Annotated in this window: 21 protein-coding genes; 14 read left to right on the top strand and 7 right to left on the bottom strand. The window is 66.4% G+C overall.

All coding sequences use genetic code 11. The annotated features are described in order from the left end of the window. Nucleotide 1 precedes the first annotated feature (1 nt). A complete protein-coding gene (locus tag ASF34_RS00680) occupies nt 2–1138 on the bottom strand; it encodes an Mrp/NBP35 family ATP-binding protein (protein ID WP_056157600.1) in 1137 nt (378 codons plus the stop codon). 125 nt (nt 1139–1263) lie between these two features. Continuing rightward, the gene (locus ASF34_RS00675) at nt 1264–1524 is read right to left on the bottom strand and encodes a hypothetical protein (protein WP_156465617.1); all 261 of its coding nucleotides are present in this window, start codon (nt 1522–1524) and stop codon (nt 1264–1266) included. Nucleotides 1525–1711: 187 nt separating this feature from the next. Between ASF34_RS00675 and ASF34_RS00670 the strand changes: the two genes are divergently transcribed. Together ASF34_RS00670 and ASF34_RS00665 are read left to right on the top strand one after the other, a co-directional pair. Next, nucleotides 1712–2215: a pyridoxamine 5'-phosphate oxidase family protein gene (locus tag ASF34_RS00670; protein ID WP_056144830.1), complete on the top strand. Its 504-nt coding sequence runs from the start codon at nt 1712–1714 to the stop codon at nt 2213–2215. A gap of 379 nt (nt 2216–2594) precedes the next feature. Further along, entirely contained in the window at nt 2595–3887 is a 1293-nt protein-coding gene (locus tag ASF34_RS00665; protein WP_056157593.1) for a nicotinate phosphoribosyltransferase, read from the top strand. Here ASF34_RS00665 and ASF34_RS00660 read toward each other — a convergent pair. After that, nucleotides 3877–4980 carry a methyl-accepting chemotaxis protein gene (locus ASF34_RS00660; RefSeq protein WP_056157590.1) on the bottom strand — a complete coding sequence of 368 codons (1104 nt, stop codon included), beginning with the start codon at nt 4978–4980 and terminating at the stop codon, nt 3877–3879. The genes ASF34_RS00665 and ASF34_RS00660 overlap by 11 nt on opposite strands. A gap of 340 nt (nt 4981–5320) precedes the next feature. On the opposite strand from ASF34_RS00660, the gene ASF34_RS00655 reads away from it, so the two are divergent. From ASF34_RS00655 to hisN, 3 genes are all read left to right on the top strand, one after another. Continuing rightward, nucleotides 5321–6121, top strand: a complete 801-nt coding sequence (locus ASF34_RS00655) for a LamB/YcsF family protein (RefSeq protein WP_056157588.1) — start codon at nt 5321–5323, stop codon at nt 6119–6121. 265 nt (nt 6122–6386) lie between these two features. Next, nucleotides 6387–8333, top strand: a complete 1947-nt coding sequence (locus ASF34_RS00650) for an AI-2E family transporter (protein WP_056157585.1) — start codon at nt 6387–6389, stop codon at nt 8331–8333. A 157-nt stretch (nt 8334–8490) separates the two neighbouring features. After that, nucleotides 8491–9279: a histidinol-phosphatase gene (hisN, locus tag ASF34_RS00645; protein ID WP_056157581.1), complete on the top strand. Its 789-nt coding sequence runs from the start codon at nt 8491–8493 to the stop codon at nt 9277–9279. An 88-nt stretch (nt 9280–9367) separates the two neighbouring features. Here hisN and ASF34_RS00640 read toward each other — a convergent pair whose 3' ends face one another. After that, nucleotides 9368–10372, bottom strand: a complete 1005-nt coding sequence (locus tag ASF34_RS00640; protein WP_056157579.1) for an alpha/beta fold hydrolase — start codon at nt 10370–10372, stop codon at nt 9368–9370. Nucleotides 10373–10551: 179 nt separating this feature from the next. On the opposite strand from ASF34_RS00640, the gene ASF34_RS00635 reads away from it, so the two are divergent. Then, the gene (locus ASF34_RS00635) at nt 10552–11025 is read left to right on the top strand and encodes an Hsp20 family protein (RefSeq protein WP_018043025.1); all 474 of its coding nucleotides are present in this window, start codon (nt 10552–10554) and stop codon (nt 11023–11025) included. A 453-nt stretch (nt 11026–11478) separates the two neighbouring features. Here the strand turns inward: ASF34_RS00635 and ASF34_RS00625 are convergent, their stop codons facing one another. Then, nucleotides 11479–11922, bottom strand: a complete 444-nt coding sequence (locus ASF34_RS00625; RefSeq protein ID WP_056157576.1) for a hypothetical protein — start codon at nt 11920–11922, stop codon at nt 11479–11481. A 332-nt stretch (nt 11923–12254) separates the two neighbouring features. Here ASF34_RS00625 and ASF34_RS00620 point away from each other — a divergent pair, with 332 nt between their 5' ends. Beyond that, a complete protein-coding gene (locus ASF34_RS00620; protein WP_056157573.1) occupies nt 12255–13121 on the top strand; it encodes a Kdo hydroxylase family protein in 867 nt (288 codons plus the stop codon). A 39-nt stretch (nt 13122–13160) separates the two neighbouring features. After that, the gene (locus tag ASF34_RS00615) at nt 13161–13460 is read left to right on the top strand and encodes an antibiotic biosynthesis monooxygenase family protein (RefSeq protein ID WP_018043029.1); all 300 of its coding nucleotides are present in this window, start codon (nt 13161–13163) and stop codon (nt 13458–13460) included. 369 nt (nt 13461–13829) lie between these two features. On the opposite strand, the gene ASF34_RS00610 is transcribed toward ASF34_RS00615, so the two are convergent. Next, nucleotides 13830–14105, bottom strand: a complete 276-nt coding sequence (locus tag ASF34_RS00610; RefSeq protein ID WP_244478854.1) for a hypothetical protein — start codon at nt 14103–14105, stop codon at nt 13830–13832. Nucleotides 14106–14409: 304 nt separating this feature from the next. On the opposite strand from ASF34_RS00610, the gene hemC reads away from it, so the two are divergent. Further along, nucleotides 14410–15333 (top strand): hydroxymethylbilane synthase, encoded by a 924-nt coding sequence (hemC, locus tag ASF34_RS00605; protein WP_026175798.1) that lies wholly within the window; start codon nt 14410–14412, stop codon nt 15331–15333. Between the two features lie 143 nt (nt 15334–15476). Continuing rightward, complete coding sequence (locus ASF34_RS00600) at nt 15477–16517, top strand: diguanylate cyclase domain-containing protein (RefSeq protein WP_026175799.1); 1041 nt, start codon at nt 15477–15479, stop codon at nt 16515–16517. A gap of 11 nt (nt 16518–16528) precedes the next feature. On the opposite strand, the gene ASF34_RS00595 is transcribed toward ASF34_RS00600, so the two are convergent. Then, complete coding sequence (locus tag ASF34_RS00595) at nt 16529–16936, bottom strand: response regulator (RefSeq protein WP_018043033.1); 408 nt, start codon at nt 16934–16936, stop codon at nt 16529–16531. A gap of 93 nt (nt 16937–17029) precedes the next feature. Between ASF34_RS00595 and ASF34_RS00590 the strand changes: the two genes are divergently transcribed. From ASF34_RS00590 to tilS, 4 genes are all read left to right on the top strand, one after another. Continuing rightward, nucleotides 17030–17428 carry an Hpt domain-containing protein gene (locus tag ASF34_RS00590; protein ID WP_018043034.1) on the top strand — a complete coding sequence of 133 codons (399 nt, stop codon included), beginning with the start codon at nt 17030–17032 and terminating at the stop codon, nt 17426–17428. A gap of 323 nt (nt 17429–17751) precedes the next feature. Next, nucleotides 17752–18252, top strand: coding sequence for a peptidoglycan-associated lipoprotein Pal (gene pal, locus ASF34_RS00585; RefSeq protein ID WP_018043035.1), 501 nt, complete (start codon nt 17752–17754; stop codon nt 18250–18252). A gap of 116 nt (nt 18253–18368) precedes the next feature. After that, a complete protein-coding gene (gene ybgF / locus ASF34_RS00580) occupies nt 18369–19337 on the top strand; it encodes a tol-pal system protein YbgF (protein ID WP_018043036.1) in 969 nt (322 codons plus the stop codon). Then, on the top strand, nt 19334–20341 hold the full coding sequence (tilS, locus tag ASF34_RS00575; protein WP_056157570.1) for a tRNA lysidine(34) synthetase TilS: 1008 nt from the start codon (nt 19334–19336) through the stop codon (nt 20339–20341). The genes ybgF and tilS overlap by 4 nt, the downstream gene beginning before the upstream one ends. The last annotated feature ends 28 nt before the right edge of the window (nt 20342–20369 follow it).

Genomic DNA, 20369 nt, shown 5'->3' with positions numbered 1-20369 from the left:
ATTATTCGATGACGATGCGCGGCGCGGCGCGGGGGGCCGGCCCGCCGGTGAGGTTGGCCCAGAGCTGCGCGGCGATGCCGCGATAGACCTTCGCGTGCGGTCCGTCCGGGTCCACCGCCACCACGGGACGACCGGAATCGGAGGTCTCGCGAATGGTCATGTTCAGGGGGATCTCGCCGAGGAACGGCACGTCGAGCCGCGCCGCCTCGTCGCGGGCGCCACCATGGCCGAAGATGTGCGAGGCGTGGCCGCAATTCGGGCAGATGAAGGTCGCCATGTTCTCGATGACGCCGAGGATCGGCACCGAAACCTTGCGGAACATCGTCACCCCGCGCCGCGCGTCGATCAGCGCCAGGTCCTGCGGCGTCGAGACGATGACGGCCCCGGAAAGCGGCGTCGCCTGGGCCATGGTGAGCTGGGCGTCGCCGGTGCCGGGCGGCATGTCGACCACGAGGATGTCGAGCTCGCCCCAGGCGACCTCGCGCAGCATCTGGGTGATGGCGGACTGCACCATCGGGCCGCGCCAGATCATCGCCGTCTCGGGCTCGATCAGGAAGCCGATGGACATGACCTTGATGCCGTAGCCGTCCATGGGCGCGAGCAGGCGCTCCTCGATCACCTTCGGCTTGCCGGAGAGGCCGAACAGCTTGGGCACCGAGGGGCCGTAGATATCGGCATCGAGCAGCCCGACCTTGAGCCCCTGCGCCGAGAGGGCGAGGGCGAGGTTGCAGGCGGTGGTCGACTTGCCGACGCCGCCCTTGCCGGAGGCGACGGCCACGATGTGGCGCACGCCCGGCAAAGCAGGGCCGGTGCGGGGAGGGGCGGGCCGTCCCGGCTGGGGCGGTTGCGGGGCCGCGGCCTGCGCCGGCGGGGCGGGCTGGTTCGGGCCGCGCTCCGAGGTGAGGCTCGCGAACACGCCGGAGACGCCCGCCATGGCCAGGACGGTGCCCTCGGCCTTGCGACGGATCGGTTCGAACCGATCCGCCTCGCTCGGGTCGATCAGGATCGAGAACATGACCCGGTTGGTGGGGTCGACCACCACCTGCGAGAGGCGGCCCGATGCGGGCAGCGTGGTCCCGCCGGCATCGACGGTGACGGCGGACAGCGCCTTGAGCACGTCGTCGCGAGTAATGGCCAAGATGGTTCTCCGGGCGAGGCAGGCGGACACGGCGGACCGGACGCCCCTCTGCATGTAACCGACGAAGACGAGAACGCCAGACCTCTTGCGGTCTCACCCCCCCGATATGCGCGACGAGGACGGATTCAGCGCCGCCCCGGCGGGATGGCGATGAGGTTGCACCGCTCCATCGGCCCGCGCACGACCGAGCCGTCGCCGCGCCGATACGTCCCGTTGCGGACATGGCGGCATCCGGGGGGACCGGGGAGCCGCTTCACCCGCTGGATATGGACGCTGCCGTAGCGCCGGTGGGAGAAATCGTGACCGCCGATTCGCACGCCGGGACCGAAGCGGACCTGCGCCACGACGGGCGCGGTGAGGACGGGGAGGGCGCAGGCCGCACCCATGAGCAGGTTAAGGAGGAACAGGCCTGGGATTCCCCGGATCGGGACGGGCAAAGACATTCTTCCTCTTCTCCGAACGGCGCTGAACCAAGCGAGCCCTGGCCCGTTGTGAGTGCAGCCTTCAGGGCCGGCCCGCGACCGGGAGCGCCGCGCCCCGATACGGACGACAGACCTTCAGGAGACCATGTTCATGCATCAGGGCAACCACCGCGACCACGAGGGCGCGAAGAAGCTGTTCGATCTCGTCAAGGACATCAAGGTCGCGATGATGACCACGGCGGATCAGGACGGGAAGCTCTACAGCCGCCCGATGTGGAGCCAGGACATCGACGAGAACGGCGACATCTGGTTCTTCACCAAGCTGCACACGCCCAAGACCGCGGAGATCGGCAAGGACAACCAAGTCAACCTCGCCTATTCCGACCCGTCGAGCCAGACTTACGTCTCCATCGCCGGCAAGGCCGAGATCGTCACCGATCAGGCCATCGTCGACGACAAGTGGAGCGAGAGCATGAAGACCTGGTTCCCCAACGGCAAGGACGACCCGGAAGTCGCGCTCATCCGCATCCACCCGGAGAAGGGCGAGTATTGGGACAGCCCCAACGCCACGGCCCTGCACATCTACGGCTACGTGAAGGCCGCCCTCACCGGCGAGTCGCCCAAGACCGAGACCAAGAAGGTCGATCTCGCCTGATTTTTTTGATCCGACGGACAGCGGGGCGGTCATCCAACCGGGTGGCCGCCCTCCTGCGTCTTCCAGCGCACGCCTCTCTCTGCCGCGAGACTGTGCGGGACCCTCCCCCCCTTGTGGGGAGGAGTTGGAGGTGGGGGTGGTGGGGCGACCCTCCGCCGGTGGAGGCTGGCGGGACCGCCCCCACTCCTGACCTCTCCCCACAAGGGGGAGAGAGACCCGCGCCTCCCCTCGCTCGCCCGCGATACACCCGAGGGGCCGAACCGTTCAGTCGACGTCAGCCCCCGCCAATCGCCGGGTGTACGATTGACTCCCGCCCGAGGCCCATGCGCTCTTCGCCAGCGAGCGGGCGCCCGGGTCCCGCGCCGGATCCCTCCCGACCATGCTCGATCTCGCGACGCGGGTTTACAACCACAATTTCAAGATCGACCCGATCATCCGGTCGCTGCTCGATACGGATTTCTACAAGCTCCTGATGGCGCAGACGATCTTTCGCCGCCATCGCGACGCCGACGTGACCTTCGGCATCCAGAACCGCAGCCGCTCCGTCCGCATCGCCGATTTCGTCGATGTGGGCGAATTGCGCGAGCAGCTCGATCACGCCCGCACGGTTCGCCTGAGCCGGGGGGAATCCACTTGGCTGCGCGGCAACACCTTCTACGGCAACCGCCAGATGTTCTCGGCCGATTTCATGGATTGGCTCGAAGGCTTCCGCCTGCCGGACTACGAACTCGAGGCGCGCGACGGACAATACGTCCTCACCTTCCACGGTCCCTGGATCGAGACCACCATGTGGGAGGTGCCGGCGCTGGCCATCCTCAACGAGTTGCGCTCGCGCGGAATCCTGCGCGGGCTCGGCAAGTTCGAGCTGCAGGTGCTCTACGCGCGGGCGATGACCCGGGTGTGGGAGAAGATCGAGCGGCTGAAGCGCCTGCCGGGCCTCTCCATCGCAGATTTCGGCACCCGCCGCCGCCACGGCTTCCTGTGGCAGGATTGGTGCGTCGAGGCCATGCGCGAGGGCTTGGGCGAGGCCTTCCTCGGCACGTCGAACTGCCTCATCGCCATGCGCCGCGAAGTCGAGGCGGTGGGCACCAACGCCCATGAACTGCCGATGGTCTATTCCGCGCTGGCGGAGGACGACGCGGCCCTGGCCCAGGCGCCCTACGACGTGCTGCGCGACTGGCAGCAGGATTATGCCGGCAACCTGCTGGTGATGCTGCCCGACACCTACGGCACCACCGGGTTCCTCGCCCATGCGCCGGACTGGATGACGGCCTGGACCGGCATCCGCATCGATTCGAAGGACCCGATCGAGGGCGGCGAGGAGGCCATCGCCTGGTGGGCGTCACGCGGCTGCGACCCGCACGAAAAGCTCGCGATCTTCTCGGATGGGCTCGATGTCGGGACGATCGAGGAGATCCACGCGCATTTCCACGGGCGGATGCGCATCGGCTACGGCTGGGGCACCCTGCTCACCAACGATTTCCGCGGGCTGGTGCCGGATCACGGGCTCGATCCGATCTCCATCGTCTGCAAGGTCATCGCCGCCAACGGCCGCCCCACCGTGAAGATCTCCGACAACCCGTCCAAGGCCATCGGGCCGGCCGACGAGATCGCCCGTTACAAGCACGTCTTCGGCACCGGGGAGATGGCGGCGATGCCGGTCATCGTGTGAGCGTCCGCCATTCCTCGGGCTGCTGCACGATGACGCCGTACCAGCCGAGCCCGGCATAGGTCTCGTAGCCGGGGGTACGGTGGAAGGCGGTGACGGCGCCTGCCGAATCGGCGCCGCTCCGCCGCTCGCCCGGCCGAAACGGCAGAATCTCCCGGAGGAGGGAGCGGCGGCCGGAGGATGCGAGGACGAGCCCCTGCGCGTCGACCAGCAGCACCCGCGTCCGCTCGCGATCCGCAGGGTCGATGCGAACGCCATCCACGATGGACCGGGCCTGCGGCTCCCAATCGAAATGGATCGCCAGGATGCCGATGGGCCGTCCCTCGCTCCGGCCGCCTTCGCGGATGCCGGCGCAGAAGGTGGCGACCTGCGCGCCACCGAGACCCGGTTGGGGAGCCACCTCGGCGGCGACATAGGCGTCGCCATCGGGTAGGCCGGCCGCCTTCCTGAACCAGGGCTCGCCCGAAACGTCACGGCCGACGATGTCGCCGAAGCGGTCGGGCCGCCCATGCGCGATGACCCGTCCGTCCAATCCGCAGAGCCAGAGATCGAGATAGACCGTGTAGGCCCCGAGGATCACGGCCAGGCGCTCCGTGGCATGGGCGGCCCGCTCCGGCGTCGGATAGGCGGCGCATTCCACCAGGTCCCTATCGGTCGCCCACCAGCGCACGTCGCAGGTCCGCTCATAGAGGTTGCGATCGATCAGCTCGACGGCATTGAGGGCGAGATCGATGAGGCGCGTGTTATGGGATCGCTCGGACAATCTCTCGACCTGGGACTGAACCGAGACGATCCCGCCGCACAATTCGGCTTCGAGGGCCTTCGCCACGGTCTCGACCTCCGCGCCGATGGCGCGCACCTCCTGCGCCACCACCGCGAAGCCGCGCCCCATCTCACCGGCCCGCGCCGCCTCGATGAGCGCGTTCAAGGCCAGTATCTTCACCTGCGCCGTGATGCCCTGGATGCGGCGGCTCTTGTCCGAGGAAATGCGTTTGAGCTCGGCGAGCTCGGCCGCGACGCCGCGCAGGCTCGAATCACCGGTTTCGGCATCCGGAGACCCCGCCCGATCATCCCGCATGAAAACCACGTCGCCCATGTGCCCGCCGACAAATAAAATCGATCGATCAAATGAGGCACGATCTTATAAGAATCGATGAATGATGTTGTCCTGACTGAACTTGGCGCAATAGATCCGACATCGCCCACATCGAAATAATGATGCCGAACAACCAAACCCGACATCATGAACAGGCAGCACGCCATCGGGTTTCGGATCGGCGGCTCACGGGCCCTGATCCCGATGGATATATCGTGGCAACGACACTGTCTTGGCTTGAAAGCAATGTTGTACTGGCCGACCTTCGACGGCCGCCTGGATGCGGGATCGGTTACTCGACGTATGGCCCCGGTAACTTCGCAACCGCATCGGCGAACCTATGACGATGGACGAAGGCAGACCCCACAAGGCGGACCTCATGCGGATCGATCTCAATGCCGACCTCGGCGAAGGCTACGGCCCCTACACGCTCGGCGACGACGCGGCCCTCCTCGATCTCGTCACCTCGGCCAACATCGCCTGCGGCTTCCATGGCGGCGATCCTTCGATCATGGTCGCCACCGCCTCGGCGGCCAGGGCACGCGGCGTGGCCATCGGCGCCCATCCGGGATTTCAGGATCTGCGCGGCTTCGGCCGCCGGGTCATCGCCGAAAGCGCGGGGGAGATCGAGGCCGGGGTGGCCTACCAGATCGGCGCGCTCCAGGCCTGCGCGGCCCTCGGCCATCATCGCGTCACCCATGTGAAGGCGCACGGCGCCCTCGCCAACCTGTCGAACTCCGACGTGGATGTGGCCAAGGCTCTCGCGCGGGCGGTCCACGCCATCGACCGGACCCTGCCCCTGGTGGTGATGCCGGGCCTCGCGGCCGAGCGCGCGGCTCTCGATGCCGGCCTCGCCGTAGTGCGGGAGATCTATGCCGACCGAGCTTATGAGGAGGACGGGCAGCTCTGCGCGCGCTCGCGTCCAGGGGCCGTCATTCACGATGCGGCCAGGGCGGCGGCGCGGGTCCGCCGCATGGTGGAGGAGGGGGCGGTGATCACCCTGTCCGGCCGCAGGATCGCGGTGTCCATCGACACGATCTGCGTCCATGGCGACACGCCGCAGGCGGTGGAGACGGCGCGCGCGGTGCGGCTGGCCCTCGGGGAAGCGGGCTTCGAACTGGCCGCCTTCGCCGCCGCCTGATCTCGGAATGAATACAAACGTCGAAAGCAGCAGGGATCGTTTCCCGCCGATACTCCGTTCCCCATGGCGACGACGCTGGCGAAACCGCCGCCCATCGTATGCGTAGCGTTGAGACGGGACCGACATGGCGACACCCACCCCGGTTGAGGCCGCATCGCCGCAGGCGCCGAAGGCGGGGTCCGCGAGTGGCAAGGGTTCTGCCGGTTCCAAGAGTTCCGCGAGTGGCAAAATCGGCATCTCCCGGGCGACGCCTTTGCGGGAACCGATGTTGCCGCCTCGGGCGACGCGCATCGCGGCGGCCGAAGCGCTTCCTCCTTCGCTGGTTTCGCCCCTCATCGTCACCGCGCTGATCGTCTCCGGCCTTTATATCGGCCGTGACGTCCTGATTCCCATCGCCATCGCGGTCCTGCTCTCCTTCGTGCTGGGCCCCATCGTCTACCTGCTGCGGCGCCTGCGCTTCGGGCGGTTCCTGTCGGTCGCCACCTCCGTCGTCATGGCGCTCGGGGTGGCGGCGGCGTTGGCCACCCTCATCGGCGTCCAGCTCGCGGATCTGGCCAAGGACGTGCCCCGCTACCGAACCACCATCGAGCAGAAGGTCAAGGGCCTGCGCGACAGCCCGGCCGGCCGGCTGGCCGATTACGTCGCCAATATCGGCCGGACGATGCACCAGGGCGGCGAGGAGAGCGCCAAGCCCGAGGCTCCGAAGCCCGAGGCCGGGAAACCCAACGCTCCGCCACCCGAGAAGCCGGTCGTCGTCGAGATGAAGGAGCGGGCACCGGACCCGTTGGCCCTGGCCAACACCATCCTGTCGCCGATCCTGCATCCGCTGGCCACCACCGGCATCGTCTTCATCGTGCTGCTGTTCCTGCTGATGCAGCGCGAAGACCTGCGCGACCGCATGATCCGCCTCGTCGGGTCGAGCGATCTCCACCGGACCACCGTGGCGATGGACGATGCCGCGCGGCGTCTCAGCCGCTACTTCCTGGTCCAGCTCGCCCTCAACGCCGCCTTCGGCCTGGTGATCGGCATCTGCCTCTCCGTCATCGGCGTGCCCAACCCGGCCCTCTGGGGCATCTTCTCGGCGCTCATGCGGTTCGTGCCCTATATCGGCGCGGCCTTGGCAGCCCTGTTCCCCCTGGCCCTGGCGGCGGCGGTCGATCCCGGCTGGACGATGGTCATCGCGACGCTCGCGGTGTTCCTGATCCTCGAACCGCTGACCGGGCACGTCATCGAGCCGATGCTTTATGGGCAGTCCACCGGGATGTCGCCCTTCGCCGTGCTGGTCTCGGCCCTGTTCTGGACATGGCTATGGGGACCGGTCGGCCTGCTGCTGTCGACGCCGCTCACCGTCTGCCTCGTGGTGCTGGGGCGGCACGTGGACAAGCTCGAATTCCTCGACGTGCTGTTCGGCGACCGGCCGGCCCTGACCCCGGTGGAGAATTTCTACCAGCGCATCCTTGCCGACGACCCGGAGGAGGCCGAAGAGCATGCCGAGCTGATCCTCAAGGAGTGCTCACTCTCCTCCTATTACGACGACGTGGTGCTGAAGGGCCTCGAACTCGCCGCCCGCGACGCTGCCCGCGGCGTGCTCACCCCGGAGCAGAAGAACGACATTCGCGACACGGTGGCCGTCCTCATCGCCGGCCTCGACCGCCGCGAGGTCGAGGTGCCCGACGACGATTTCGCCATTCCCGACGACATCCCGGCGGCCTGGAAGCAGGACGGCGCGGTCCTGTGCGTGACGGGCCGCAGCTTCGTCGACGAATCGGCCTGCACGATCCTGGCCCAACTGCTGAACAAGCGCGGCATCGGCACCCGAATCGTTCCCTTCTCCGACGTGGCCCGGGTTCAGATCGACGGGTTCGATCCCGGCCCGGCCCGGATGCTCTGCATCGTATCCCTCGCCATCAACGGGGAGCCGACGCATCTGCGCCGCCTCGTCGGACGGCTGAAGAACCGCATGCCGGGCCTGCCCATCGTCGTCGGTCTCTGGCAGGCCGATCACGAGATCCTCAACGACGAAGGTCAGCGGGCGGCTATCGGCGCGGATACGCATGTGTCGTCCCTCGACGCCGCGTTGCAGGCCGTCCTCGCCCGGGCCGGCACCACAGCCTCGGTCGCGAAACCGGAGTCTTCAGCGCCCGAGATTCCGCCGGAAACACCACCCGAATTGCCGCCATCGGCGCCGGTCGCCGCCGCCATCCCGACCTGAACGCGGCGGGTTTTCCGCCGCGGCCGAAGAGCCGTGCGATTCCGCTGATTCCGCCCGGGGGATGGCGGTGTTTCGGGCCTGTTCGTGGCGGTCCGGGCTTGACGCGGGTCGCCCGTCACCGCTTCGGTTGCGGGGCGGTTCCACAGGGAGGCTTTCGATGAGCGTCGTCGATCTCGCACGGTTCATGGAAGACCTCGCCACCGAGTCGGGCCAGGCCATCCTGCCCTTCTTCCGGGCCTCGTTCGGCATGGACGACAAGGGCCGGGACACCGGCGCCTTCGATCCCGTCACCGAGGCCGACCGGGCGGCGGAGACGATCCTGCGCGGACGGATCCGCAGCACATTCCCCACCCACGGCATCGTCGGGGAGGAGTTCGGCTCCGACCACGCGGATGCCGAATGCGTCTGGGTCCTCGACCCCATCGACGGCACCCGCGCCTTCATCACGGGGCTTCCCACTTGGGGAACGCTGATCGGCCTGCTCCATGACGGCGTGCCGGTGCGCGGGCTGATGAACCAGCCCTATCTCGGCGAACGCTTCGTAGGGGATGGGGCAAGCGCCTCGTTCCACGGCATTCGCGGCCCTCGCAAGCTCATGACCCGCCGCTGCGAGCGCCTCGCCGATTCGCTGCTCGCCACCACCGATCCGCGCCTGTTCGCGCCGGGCGACGAGCAGGATCGCTTCCGGAGCATCGAGGGCGCCGTGCGCATGTCGCGCTACGGCACCGATTGCTATGCCTATTGCATGCTCGCGGCAGGCCAGATCGACCTCGTGGTCGAGGCCGGTTTGAAGGCCCACGACATCGTCGCGCTGATCCCGATCATCGAGGGTGCCGGCGGCATCGTCACCGCCTGGGATGGCGGTTCAGCCGCGAAGGGCGGCCGGATCGTCGCCGCCGGGGACGTCCGGCTCCACGCAGCGGTCCTGCGCCACCTCAACCCGTAATACACTGATTCTTTAGAGGCTTAGGCTCTGCGTCACTCGTTTGGCCGAGGAGAAGCGATGGCCTCTTCCGGTCAATCGGGGGCGTGTCTCACGGCGTCATCGCGGCGGCGACGGCCCGCCCCGCATCGGCGTGTTCAACCCTTTCCGACACGACCGTCCCCGGTACGAAGGCGTCGAACGCCGCCCAGAAATCGTCTCGAATCGCGTCGCGTTCCGAGAGGATCTCATGACGGGCGTCGGGCAGGACGAGGAGGAAACCGGAGGAGAGGCGGCCCACGAACCGTTCCGTGATCGCGGTGTCGCAAACTGGGTCGGCACCGGCGCCGATCACGAGAGTCGGAATGCGGATCGAGGCGGCCTTTCGCGGATCGGCGAGCTTCGCCATCGCCCGGAACGCGCCGACGATCCAGGCCACGCTCGGATCCCCCACGGCGCTGGCGCCGACGGCCCGGGCCGCCTGGGCGTTGCGTTCATAGCGGGCGGGATCACCCGAGAGGCGGTTTCCCGCGAATGGCTTCGTAGCCAAAGAGGCGGGCTTGCCGAACGGGATGTAGCTGCGCCCGAGACCCAGCCTGTGCAGGACACGAGCAAGGAAGAACGACGCCGCCGGGAAGCGGATCATCCGGATCGACAGCATCGGTGCCACCGTCACGAGACGGGCGAAGGGCAGCCACCCATCCATCGCCCCGGTCAGCGCCACGGCGCCCCCCATGGAATGGGCGAGACACATATGCGGATGCGGCATCAGCGGCCGCAGGATCGCATCCTCGATCGCCTTGAGATCGCGGCGGTAATCGTCGAAACGCGCGACGTGGCCGCGATGCGCATCGGAGACCTGCCGTTGTGATTCCCCCTGGCCCCGCCAATCGAACGCGACAACGGCGAACCCGCGCCGGCGCAGCTCCGAGATGGTCTCGTAATATTTTTCGATGAACTCGGCCCGGCCCTGCAGCAGGCACACTGTTCCCTTCGCCAACCGGGTCGTCGGGCGCCAATGAGCTGCCCTCAGCCGGATCCCGTCATCTGCATGGACGACGACCAACGTCCCCCCCGGAGGGGCCGGATTTCCAGGCGTGGAAGCAAGGGTCAGCATGTGGAGGATCCAGACAAGAGAAGCAGCGGTAAATTTTGCATGAGAAGGGCTATCCAGACTCTTGAAGCCTTCCGACGCACCTCCGATATTGGAGGAGCGCTGGCCGATACGGCGGCGCAACGGTCCGGCCCTTTGGGCGGACGATAACGTTACATGTTGCTTCCTACGGAGAATATGTCATGCGCCAGTTCGATCTTGCTCCCCTCTATCGCTCTACCGTCGGCTTCGACCGTCTTTTCTCGGCCCTCGACCAGTTCGTGAGCGCCGATGCGGTCCCGACCTATCCGCCCTACAATATCGAGCGCACAGGCGAGAACGCTTACCGTATTACCGTCGCGGTGGCTGGGTTCACCGAATCCGACCTCACCATCGAGGTGAAGGAAAACGCGCTCACGCTCAAGGGCGAGCGTAGCCCCGATACGACCCGGAAAGCCGAGGTTCTTCATCAGGGGATCGCAGCGCGTGGGTTCGAACGCCGGTTCCAGCTCGCCGACTATGTTCAGGTGACGGGTGCGGCCCTGGAGAACGGCCTGCTCCATATCGATCTTGTCCGAGAGATCCCGGAGGCTAAGAAGCCCCGCCAGATCCAGATCGCCACGTCGGGCGCCGTGAAAGCGCCCGTGATCGAAGGTCAGGTGCAAGCAGCGGCGTAATCGCCGGTCTTTCGACCATGAGCGCCTCGACCGGGAGGTCGGGGCGCCTGCTCCCGTTCAAAATCCATCGAACCGGTCGCCTCGGCCCGACTCCCGGCATCGGTAGCCGATGAAGCAATCCGCCATATCGCGGGTGGGAGCGTAGGCGGGGATGGTGAGCTCAGTGACCTCGCATGCGCCACGGTCGCGCACGAAGCGATCGTAGGTCGATCCACCTGTCCCGAGGACGATGCTCCGGCTCCGTGACACGACGGCTCTCGCCTCTGGGCAGGTCATGTCGAGGGTGGATGGCCGCTGTGCCATGGCGGGCCAACTGATGCCGAGGACGGTACACATAACGCAGACGAAACGGAAAACCTTCAACACAGCCCAACGCCCCTCGTCTTCCACCGCACGGAAACGCGGTCTCACCGAGGTAACTCCAAGCCGATCAGCCAAGTTTCGGTAGGGGATTCAGAGGTCGCCGAAGACGAGTTGCCCCTGCGGGCTTTGCCTGCGGCGTCCAGCGACCGGAGCCTCCTTGCGAACCGGAGGTTTTGATGAGGGACGGTGCTGTCTCGGCTCGCCGCGCATCCGGGCTTTTGCTTTGTCGCGGGCCACGGCTTCAGGTGCATTCGGGTTGTCGCTCAGCCATTTGCCGCGCTTGATCACCTCGTTGACCCGCCCCTGGTTCACGCCGACCTTGAAGGCGATCTCCTGCTGGGTCATTCCCGTGGAGGCGTGGAGATCAAGGATGGCTCGCGCCAGATCCGGCGTCATCTTCTGCCCCGTGAGGCGTCGTGCCGGCTTGATCGTGCGGGTCGCCCGGTCGCGTTCGCGCAGACGCTGGAGCAGGGCGAGCGCCATGTTCATGCCCTGCTCGCGCAGGGCCTCTTCGAATTCCTTCAACGTCGCCATCGTCGGCTTCCTCGCTGCCGTCGCGGCCGAACCATTGGACCGGCCCGTCACCGAGAGAACGGTCGGGCATGCGCCAAGGTTGCGACGGATGCTCTCGCTCGCTTGAACAGGGTTGGGCCGACACCGCGGCAATGACAACCGGGTGAAGAATTCATCCACCGCTAATGCATCATCAGTCGCTCGAGATCGTATCGATGTTCTGGCGCGCGTCGTCGCCCGCGACGGGCTCGCCCTTTCTCTTGGCAGCCTGCCCCTGGCGTCCTGCCCTTGGCGGAAAGCCCGAGCTTCGGCTAAACCGCGCGGCACACGCGGCTTTCGAGGACGCTTCCCCAATGATCAGTCCGATCCTTTCCGTCGCCCGCGACGGATCAGCGCCCGGCGTCCCCTCCCTTGTCGAAGCTCTGGAGAGCGGCTCGGTTCTCGTCTTCCACGATGAAGACTTCCCCTTCAGCGATTTCGAGACGCGCTTCGTCGAACGACCCTTTGCCGACGGCAAGGCCAAGAACGTCAACATCCGCGGCAAAGAGGCCTCACTGAGAGGGGCAGCCGGAACGCCGGAGGAGCAGGAGGCTCTGCGCCAACTTCTCATCCGCTACAAAGCCTTCGCCCAGGGGCTGATCGACCGCCATCTGCCGGCCTATACCGGCAAGATCACGCTGGCCGGCACCTCCTACCGCCCGTTCGAGGTGGACCAGCGCAAGCTCAGCTGGCGCCGGGACGATACACGCCTGCATGTGGACGCCTTTCCGTCGAACCCGATCGGCGAGAAGCGCATCCTTCGCATCTTCCGCAACATCAACCCGAACGGGCAGCCCCGCCTGTGGCGGGTGGGCGAGGATTTCGGCTCGATGGCCGAGAAGTTCTTGCCGCGCCTGCCCGGCTACTCGCCCTTGTCGGCGCGGCTGCTGGCGGCCCTGCGTATCACCAAGGCGCGCCGCTCCGAATACGACCACCTGATGCTGCATCTCCACGATGCGCTGAAGCAGGACATGGAGTACCAGCAGAAGGGTCCCCAGGCCGACGTGCAGTTCGCCCCGGGCCAGACCTGGGTGACGTTCTCGGACCTTGTCATGCATGGCGCCATGGGCGGCCGCTACATGTTGGAACAGACGGCCTACCTGCCCGTGACGAGCCAGGCGGATCCGGAGCGCAGCCCGCAGCGGATCCTCGCCAAGAAGCTCGGGCGCAAACTCCGTTAAGATCACCCCCACCACAGAGACCGGGTTTAGGACCACGCCATGATCCTCGAGATTGCACAGATCGACATCAAATCCGGCATGGAGGCTGATTTCGAAGCGAGCATCGCCAAAGCATCCGAGATCTTCAAGGTCGCCAAAGGCTGCAAGAGCTTCGCCGTGCGCCGTTCCGTGGAGAAACCCCAGCGCTACCGGCTGCTAATCGAGTGGGAGACGCTCGCCGACCATACCGAACTCTTCACCGGGTCGCAGGCGTGGAAGGATTATCGTGCGATGGTCTCTCCGTTCTTCGAAGGACCGCCCAGCGTCGAGCATACGGAGCTCACCCTCCAGGCGTTCTGACGCCCGGATTGCCGGATAAGCATTTCGATGCGGCTGTCGAGGAGCGCCCAGGGCTTCACGCGGCATCCAGCGAAAGACCCATCACCCAGCCTCGGCGCACCGTCGTGACATCGCCGAAAACGTCCTTGGCGTCGCTCCGATCGGCGTGCCGCGATGCTACCACTCTGCCAGGGCGCAGCCCGATGTCAGCGGTGCCTGAGTGCAACGGAAGAACGGCGGGCGAATCCGGTTGCATCACGCTCCCAGGCTTTGCTCTTGGAGGGGGTACAGACCAACCTGTGCGGCATGCAGCTGAAATCTGCGCAACTCGCCGTAACGTTCGGTTAGGATTAAAAATTCTTTCGTGGATCACACCGCTGCCGTACGGCTTCAGCGAAGACGGTCCGATACGGTCTTCAGCGTACTTTCGATGGACCATACGTGGCGGGTGAGGTCGCGCCGTGCGCAGGCACTGGCCTGCAGGAAGTCCGGCAAGAGCGCCGACGAGCGGGGTCCACATTCGGCGACGGCCGAGAGAAGCAGGAAGGCAAGCGGCCCGAGTGTCAGGATCAGCTTGAGACCGACATAGGCTCGGCCGAAGACGCCACGCCGCCGTCGAGGAGAAGACTTTTCGGAGTGCGGCGGGTCGATGCGACGCAACGGCACGCTCCGCTCGGTTGGCTGACCAGAAGCTTCGTCGTCGGCCTGGGGAAAATGCGCGTCTCGGAACCGTTCGAGCTTGCTCGGAGCCATCTCTCTCGTCTCGACCGCAGATCTCGCCACAGTCGGCCGTCTTTCGTAAGGATTCGATGATCGGGTTTGGATGAAATGAATCCTTCCACACCCTGGCGCGCGATTCGAGCGAAGCCTTCGCCACGGTGACAGCCGACCGTGGACTGCTTACTGAGGGAAACCGTCCTCGATAGAGGCGGCTTCATCCGTAGCGTCCTTGCACAGGCGTCCATCGCCCATGATCCAGCGCCCCCTCCGCATCGGCACCCGCGGTAGCCCAATGGCTCTCGCACAGACGGGAATGGTCCGCGACAAGATCGTGGCGGCTAATCCGGGGCTGGAAACAGAATTGGTGGTCGTCAACACGGTGGCCGACCGCATCCTCGACCGACCGCTCTCAGAGATCGGCGGCAAGGGACTCTTCACGAAGGAACTCGAACAGGCCCTTTTCGCCGACGTGGTCGATGTGGCCGTGCATTCGATGAAGGATGTCGAGACCTGGTTGCCCGAAGGACTGGTCATCGCCTGCATCCTGGAACGGGACGATCCGCGCGATGCCTTCCTCTCTGCGCAAGCGGAGGGTTTTGCCGGCCTCGCGCCGGGCGCCCGCGTCGGCACGTCCTCCCTGCGCCGAGCCGCTCAGGTCCTCATGCGCCGCCCGGACCTGCGCATCGTCCCCATGCGCGGCAACGCCAATACCCGGATGCGCAAGCTTCAGGAGGGCACCTGCGAGGCGACTCTCCTGGCCCTTTGCGGCCTCGAACGCCTTGGTATGGCCGACATGGCCCGGAGCGTCCTGGCCGTGGACGAGATGCTCCCCGCCGTGGCGCAGGGCGCGCTCGGCATCGAATGCCGGGAGGCGGATTCCGACGTTCGTGCGTTGCTCGCCCCTCTGCGATCCGCCACGGCCACGTCCGAACTCGACGCCGAGCGCGGGCTCCTGGCGGAACTCGATGGATCGTGCCGCACACCCATCGCGGCCCTGGCGCGGATCGACGGCGACGTGCTGACCCTCGACGGTCTGTTGTTCCTGCCTGACGGCAGCGCCCAATGGGCGGTCCGCCGTAGGGGCGCGGTATCGGACGCCGCTCGGATCGGACAGGATGCCGGAGCCGAACTGAAACGCGCAGCCGGCGACACCTACGCCAAACATCTGCAATAAGCGGTCTCTCACTCCAACGGCATCAGTGCCGATCCGGGGTAGGCGCGGCAACTTCGCGCGTTGCGGATAGGAGAGGAACGGTTAATCGCTGATCGGCTACGGTTAGTGTACAGTCTTATACTCTTTGCGGCCCGGGGATACAGATGGATGAGGTCTGCGCCCACTCGTCGTCCCGCTCACCGATGCTGATCCATCTCGACGGGGATACCCCAGGACGGGAAGAGATCACGGTCGAGCGCCGCGAGGATGCGCAAGTGATCGCGGCCCTCCAGGCCCGTATCGAGGACCAGGCCCGCTTCATCGACGCGCAGGCCCTGTCTCTTGCCCACAGCCGTAAGATCTTCGAACGCGCCTCGGCCGTGGCCAGGATCGGAGTGTGGGAATGCCGCCTCGAAGACGAGGCGCTGACCTGGACCGATGCCGTCTACCGGATGTTCGACCTGCCGGTGGGCTCCGCGGTGGACCGCGAAACGACCCTGGGCTGCTACAGCCCGGAGTCACGCGTCCGCCTCGACACACTTCGGAGCGAGGCCATCGCCGAGCGAGGCGGCTTTACCCTGGACGCCGAGATCGTAACGGCTTTGGGCAACCGACGCTGGATCCGCCTGACCGCTACGGTGGAATGCGAGGGAGGAATACCGGTCCGCATCTTCGGCATGAAGCAGGACATTACCGAGGAGAAGATTCTCGCCGACCGGACACGCTATCTTGCGGAGTTCGATACCCTGACGGGCCTGCCCAACCGCACAAGCTTCTACGGCCGCCTCACCCGGATGGACCGACTGGGAGCCCTGCTGCTCCTCGACCTCGACGGCTTCAAACAGGTCAACGACCTTCATGGCCACATGGCCGGCGATGCCTGTCTCGCCGAGGTGGGGCGCCGCCTCAAAGAGACGTGCCGCCACACGGAATTCGTCGCACGCATCGGGGGTGACGAGTTCGGGGTCGTCGTCGGCGCCACCATCGGCACACAGGGCCTCGCGACCCTGGCGAAACGGATCATCGCCGCCATGGCGCCGCCCATCGCCTGGGGGCAGGGGACCTTCACGATCGGCGTCTCCATCGGCATCGCCACGATGGTGAGCCACAGTCCGGAGGACCTCTTCGCGGAGGCCGACATGGCCCTCTATGCGGCCAAGGCGGATGGGCGCGGGACATTCCGCCTAGCCCCTCCGGCGAAATGACGGCGACCGTCTCACGCCGATGCGTGGTGCGATACCAGAGCAGGGGATAGGGCGCGCTCCGCCGCCATCATCCGGGCAAGGGCGACGATCTCGCGGATCTGAAACGGCTTGCGGACCGAGAGGCTTCCTCGAAGTGGCCTGCGATCGAAATAGGCATTCGTCGACGCATAGATGACCGGGCGGTCAGGACGAACCTCGCGGAAGGCGCGAGCCACCGTCCATCCATCGATCAATCCCGGGAGATTGATATCCGTCAGCAACCAGTCGAAATCGGCACCACGCGTCCTGAGAAGCGTCAGAGCGTCTTCGCCACTGGACGCCGCGACGGCCGTGAGGCCGGCACGCTCGCACTGGATCATCAACATATCCAGCAGGAGGAAATTGTCCTCGACGATCAGAACGTTCGGTGCGCCACTCATGCCGGCTGTCGACCCTTTCATACATCAACAAATAACTGCATTAATGGTTAAGCTTCCATCAATGGTCGCGTCGATTCGGAGATCGTCGGCGACATGGACGGTGGGTCGTTCAAATACCCTTCGACGATGCGTGAGGCAGCGGTGGAGCACACGTCCGACAAGGGGAGAGGGACGGTCTGCGACGAGGCAACGCTCGCCGAACTCGAGGTTCTTCTCGGGCACGACCATCTGAAACGGCTTCTGTCCCTGCTCGTCGTCGAGATCCGCGTCCGCTTTCCCGCCGGGAACGACGATCGGGCCACTATCGCGCAGGATGCCCATGCTCTGTTGGCATCGAGCGGGTCTCTCGGTTTTCTCGACCTTTCGCGGTGCTGTTCGGTCATCGAACAGGCCTGCCTGAAGGGCGACGACATCGCCATCCCGCTGCAGGAAGGGCGGATCGCCGCCGACCGCGCGCTGACCGCCCTCGCCGTCTTGGGCGCGCGCGAGTGATGGCCATCGTGCTCCTTGAGAAGCTCATGGCACTGACCCGTTGCGCCGAAGGCACACTGGCCAAGAGTGCGGAGCGCGCGGCGTATCCGTCGCGTGACTGCCGCATTTGAGGTGCGACACGGATCGTTGCGCAGGTCACGAGGCCATTCTGGGAAATCGAGGTGCCGAGCGTCACATACGGCGACTGGAATTCGGCCTTTGAAACACCCCGTCAAGGTTGACGGAACCTTCGCTTAACCCGCTCGACCTACACAGGTCGCACCACCGAACGGCCCCGTGGGGACGTCCCGGAACCGGACGCCCCGCCCGAGGAGAGCAAGACCATGTCCATGACCGCGCGCTTTCGCGTGTTTCCGCTCGCGGCAGCCCTTTGCGCCGCGCTCAGTGTCGCTGCCTGCACCAACGACAAGGATCTCGCCGACGCCTCGGGTTTTGCAGGCGGCGCCAATACGCCGGGCAGCGCTCAAGACTTCGTCGTCAATATCGGCGACCGCGTCTTCTTCGAATCGGATTCGACCGACCTGACGCCGACTGCCACCGCCACCCTCGACAAACAGGCTCAGTGGTTGCAGCGCTACCCTCGCTACACATTCCTTGTCGAAGGCCATGCCGACGAGCGCGGCACCCGCGAGTACAACTTCTCGCTCGGCGAGCGCCGGGCTCAATCCGTCAAGGACTACCTGTCCTCGCGTGGACTCGCCGCCGGAAGGATGCGGACGGTCTCCTACGGCAAGGAGCGCCCGGTCGCCGTGTGTAACGACATCTCCTGCTGGTCTCAGAACCGCCGCGCCGTGACCGTCCTCGACCGGGGCGCCGGCTCCTGACGGCGAAGGTGACCTTTGCAGGCGTGGCCCTATTTTTGCCGCGTCCCGGCACATCTGCTATCGGCGGAGCGCTGCCGATGCATCCCCGTCCGATCCGACCACAGGTGCCGATTCCCATGCTCCGCCGCCTGCTTCTCACGGCCACGTTTCTCGCATTCCTCGCCCCTCTGACCGCCGTCGGTCCGGCGGCGGCTCAGGATGCGTCGGAGTTCGTCGTTCGCCTGAACCGCATCGAGAACCAGTCTCGCCAGATGGCGGGTCAGATCGAGACGCTGCAATACGAGAATCGCCAGCTCAAAGAACAGCTTCGCAAGTTCCAGGAGGACGTCGAATACCGGCTGCAGGAAGGCAAGGGCGGCGGTGGAAAGCCTGCTGCCCCTCCGTCCGGCACCAATCCCGGACAAGCAAAGCAGCAGAAGCGCAGCGATGCCTTCGACCCGGAGCAGAATCCGGGCCGTCCCGGCGGGCCGATGCAACTCGGCACGACCATCCCCTCCGCCGCCATCGCCGCTGCGCCGTCGTCACGGGGCCCGAGTGTGCCGCCCACCGTGGTCGATGCCGATGACGAGGAGCGTGGCCTGTCTCCTCCCGGCCTGGGCGGCCCCGTCGACCTCACGCCCCCCTCACGCGTGCCCACAACCGGCACGCTGCCGAGCCCGGCACGCCCAATGACCAGCGTGGCCGCGACCACGACGGGTGACGCACGGGCGGATTACGAGACGGCCTACGGCTACATCGCCGGACGGCATTACGAACAGGCGGAGATGAGCCTGCGCCAGTTCATTCAGTCGCATCCGCGCGACGCGCAGGTGCCGTCGGCGACCTACTGGCTCGGTGAGAGCTACCTCCAGCGAAACCGCAACCGCGAGGCGGCCGAGCAGTTCCTGAAGGTCTCCACGGATTACGCCCGCTCGCCCCAGGCGCCGGACGCGATGCTGAAGCTCGGAATCTCGCTGAATGCCCTCGGCGCTCGCGAACAGGCCTGCGCGACCCTCGCGGAACTGGAACGCAAATTTCCTTCCGCCGCACAGGGTGTCCGCCAGAGCGTGGTCCGCGAGCAGAAACGCGCACGCTGCGCCGCTTGAACGCCGCTCCATCGAGTGACGGCATCGATGCGACGCTCGCCGTCGCGCTAGCGCCGTATCTCAGGTCCAGCCGCCTTCTCATCGCCGTCTCCGGCGGACCGGATTCCACCGCGTTGATGCATGCGGCCGCCCGGCTCGGTTCGGCGCATCCGATCCAGGTTGCAACGGTGGATCATCGCCTCCGAGCAGAAGGAGGCGACGAGGCCCGGAGCGTCGGTCTCACCGCCAGGGCACTCGGACTGAGCCATCACATCCTGACCTGGGACGGCGACAAGCCGATACGTGGTATTCAAGCCGCCGCCCGTCGCGCGCGCTACACCCTCCTCGCAGGATGCGCGGGCCGGATCGGTGCCGATACCATTCTCACCGGTCATACCGCCGACGATCAGGCGGAGACCGTGCTGATGCGGCTCCTCGCCGGAAGCGGTCCGGGGGGGCTCGCCGGGATGCGGCGCGAACGCGACCTCGCGCCGGGAATGCGCCTAGCGAGGCCCTTCCTCGATATCCCGAAGGCGGACCTCGTCGCCTACTGCGCTGCCCATGGGCTGGTTTCCGCGCGCGATCCCTCGAATGTGGATGAGCGCTTCGCGCGCGCGCGCCTGCGTCGCCTCATGCCAGATCTCGCGGCGGAAGGCCTCAGCCCCGAACGGCTCCGCCGCCTCGCCGCCCGCATGGCTCGCGACGAAGACGCGTTACGCGACGCCGCCTGCGCCGCCTTCGCCGCACTCCGCATCACCGCAGATGCCGTCGTATTGGATGCCCCTCAGCTGGCCGCTTTGCCGGACGCGATCCTCATCCGCGTTGTCGGACTCGCATTGCACGAGGCTGGCGGGGGAGGGGCTATTCGCCTCGAACGCCTGGAACGTCTCGTCGTCGACGGTCTCCGGCCGGCTCTCGTTGCAGGCACCGCCATGCGGAGGACCCTTCGCGGCATCCTCGTCGATCTGAACGCGGAGGGCGTCCTCTCCTTACGCACAGCCCCGCCCCGGCGGTCTCCATCTTAGGGGCGCGCTCACCTTTCCCCTGACTGGC

Source organism: Methylobacterium sp. Leaf106 (assembly GCF_001422895.1).
GTDB lineage: Bacteria > Pseudomonadota > Alphaproteobacteria > Rhizobiales > Beijerinckiaceae > Methylobacterium > Methylobacterium bullatum.
This window is presented reverse-complemented; position numbering and strand designations above follow the sequence as displayed.

Coding starts and splice junctions, on each gene's coding strand:
- ASF34_RS00675 (WP_156465617.1), bottom strand. CDS start 1,524: ATGGGTGCGGCCTGCGCCCTCCCCGTCCTCACCGCGCCCGTCGTGGCG.
- ASF34_RS00670 (WP_056144830.1), top strand. CDS start 1,712: ATGCATCAGGGCAACCACCGCGACCACGAGGGCGCGAAGAAGCTGTTC.
- ASF34_RS00665 (WP_056157593.1), top strand. CDS start 2,595: ATGCTCGATCTCGCGACGCGGGTTTACAACCACAATTTCAAGATCGAC.
- ASF34_RS00660 (WP_056157590.1), bottom strand. CDS start 4,980: ATGGGCGACGTGGTTTTCATGCGGGATGATCGGGCGGGGTCTCCGGAT.
- ASF34_RS00655 (WP_056157588.1), top strand. CDS start 5,321: ATGACGATGGACGAAGGCAGACCCCACAAGGCGGACCTCATGCGGATC.
- ASF34_RS00650 (WP_056157585.1), top strand. CDS start 6,387: ATGTTGCCGCCTCGGGCGACGCGCATCGCGGCGGCCGAAGCGCTTCCT.
- hisN (WP_056157581.1), top strand. CDS start 8,491: ATGAGCGTCGTCGATCTCGCACGGTTCATGGAAGACCTCGCCACCGAG.
- ASF34_RS00640 (WP_056157579.1), bottom strand. CDS start 10,372: ATGCTGACCCTTGCTTCCACGCCTGGAAATCCGGCCCCTCCGGGGGGG.
- ASF34_RS00635 (WP_018043025.1), top strand. CDS start 10,552: ATGCGCCAGTTCGATCTTGCTCCCCTCTATCGCTCTACCGTCGGCTTC.
- ASF34_RS00625 (WP_056157576.1), bottom strand. CDS start 11,922: ATGGCGACGTTGAAGGAATTCGAAGAGGCCCTGCGCGAGCAGGGCATG.
- ASF34_RS00620 (WP_056157573.1), top strand. CDS start 12,255: ATGATCAGTCCGATCCTTTCCGTCGCCCGCGACGGATCAGCGCCCGGC.
- ASF34_RS00615 (WP_018043029.1), top strand. CDS start 13,161: ATGATCCTCGAGATTGCACAGATCGACATCAAATCCGGCATGGAGGCT.
- hemC (WP_026175798.1), top strand. CDS start 14,410: ATGATCCAGCGCCCCCTCCGCATCGGCACCCGCGGTAGCCCAATGGCT.
- ASF34_RS00600 (WP_026175799.1), top strand. CDS start 15,477: ATGGATGAGGTCTGCGCCCACTCGTCGTCCCGCTCACCGATGCTGATC.
- ASF34_RS00595 (WP_018043033.1), bottom strand. CDS start 16,936: ATGAGTGGCGCACCGAACGTTCTGATCGTCGAGGACAATTTCCTCCTG.
- ASF34_RS00590 (WP_018043034.1), top strand. CDS start 17,030: ATGGACGGTGGGTCGTTCAAATACCCTTCGACGATGCGTGAGGCAGCG.
- pal (WP_018043035.1), top strand. CDS start 17,752: ATGTCCATGACCGCGCGCTTTCGCGTGTTTCCGCTCGCGGCAGCCCTT.
- ybgF (WP_018043036.1), top strand. CDS start 18,369: ATGCTCCGCCGCCTGCTTCTCACGGCCACGTTTCTCGCATTCCTCGCC.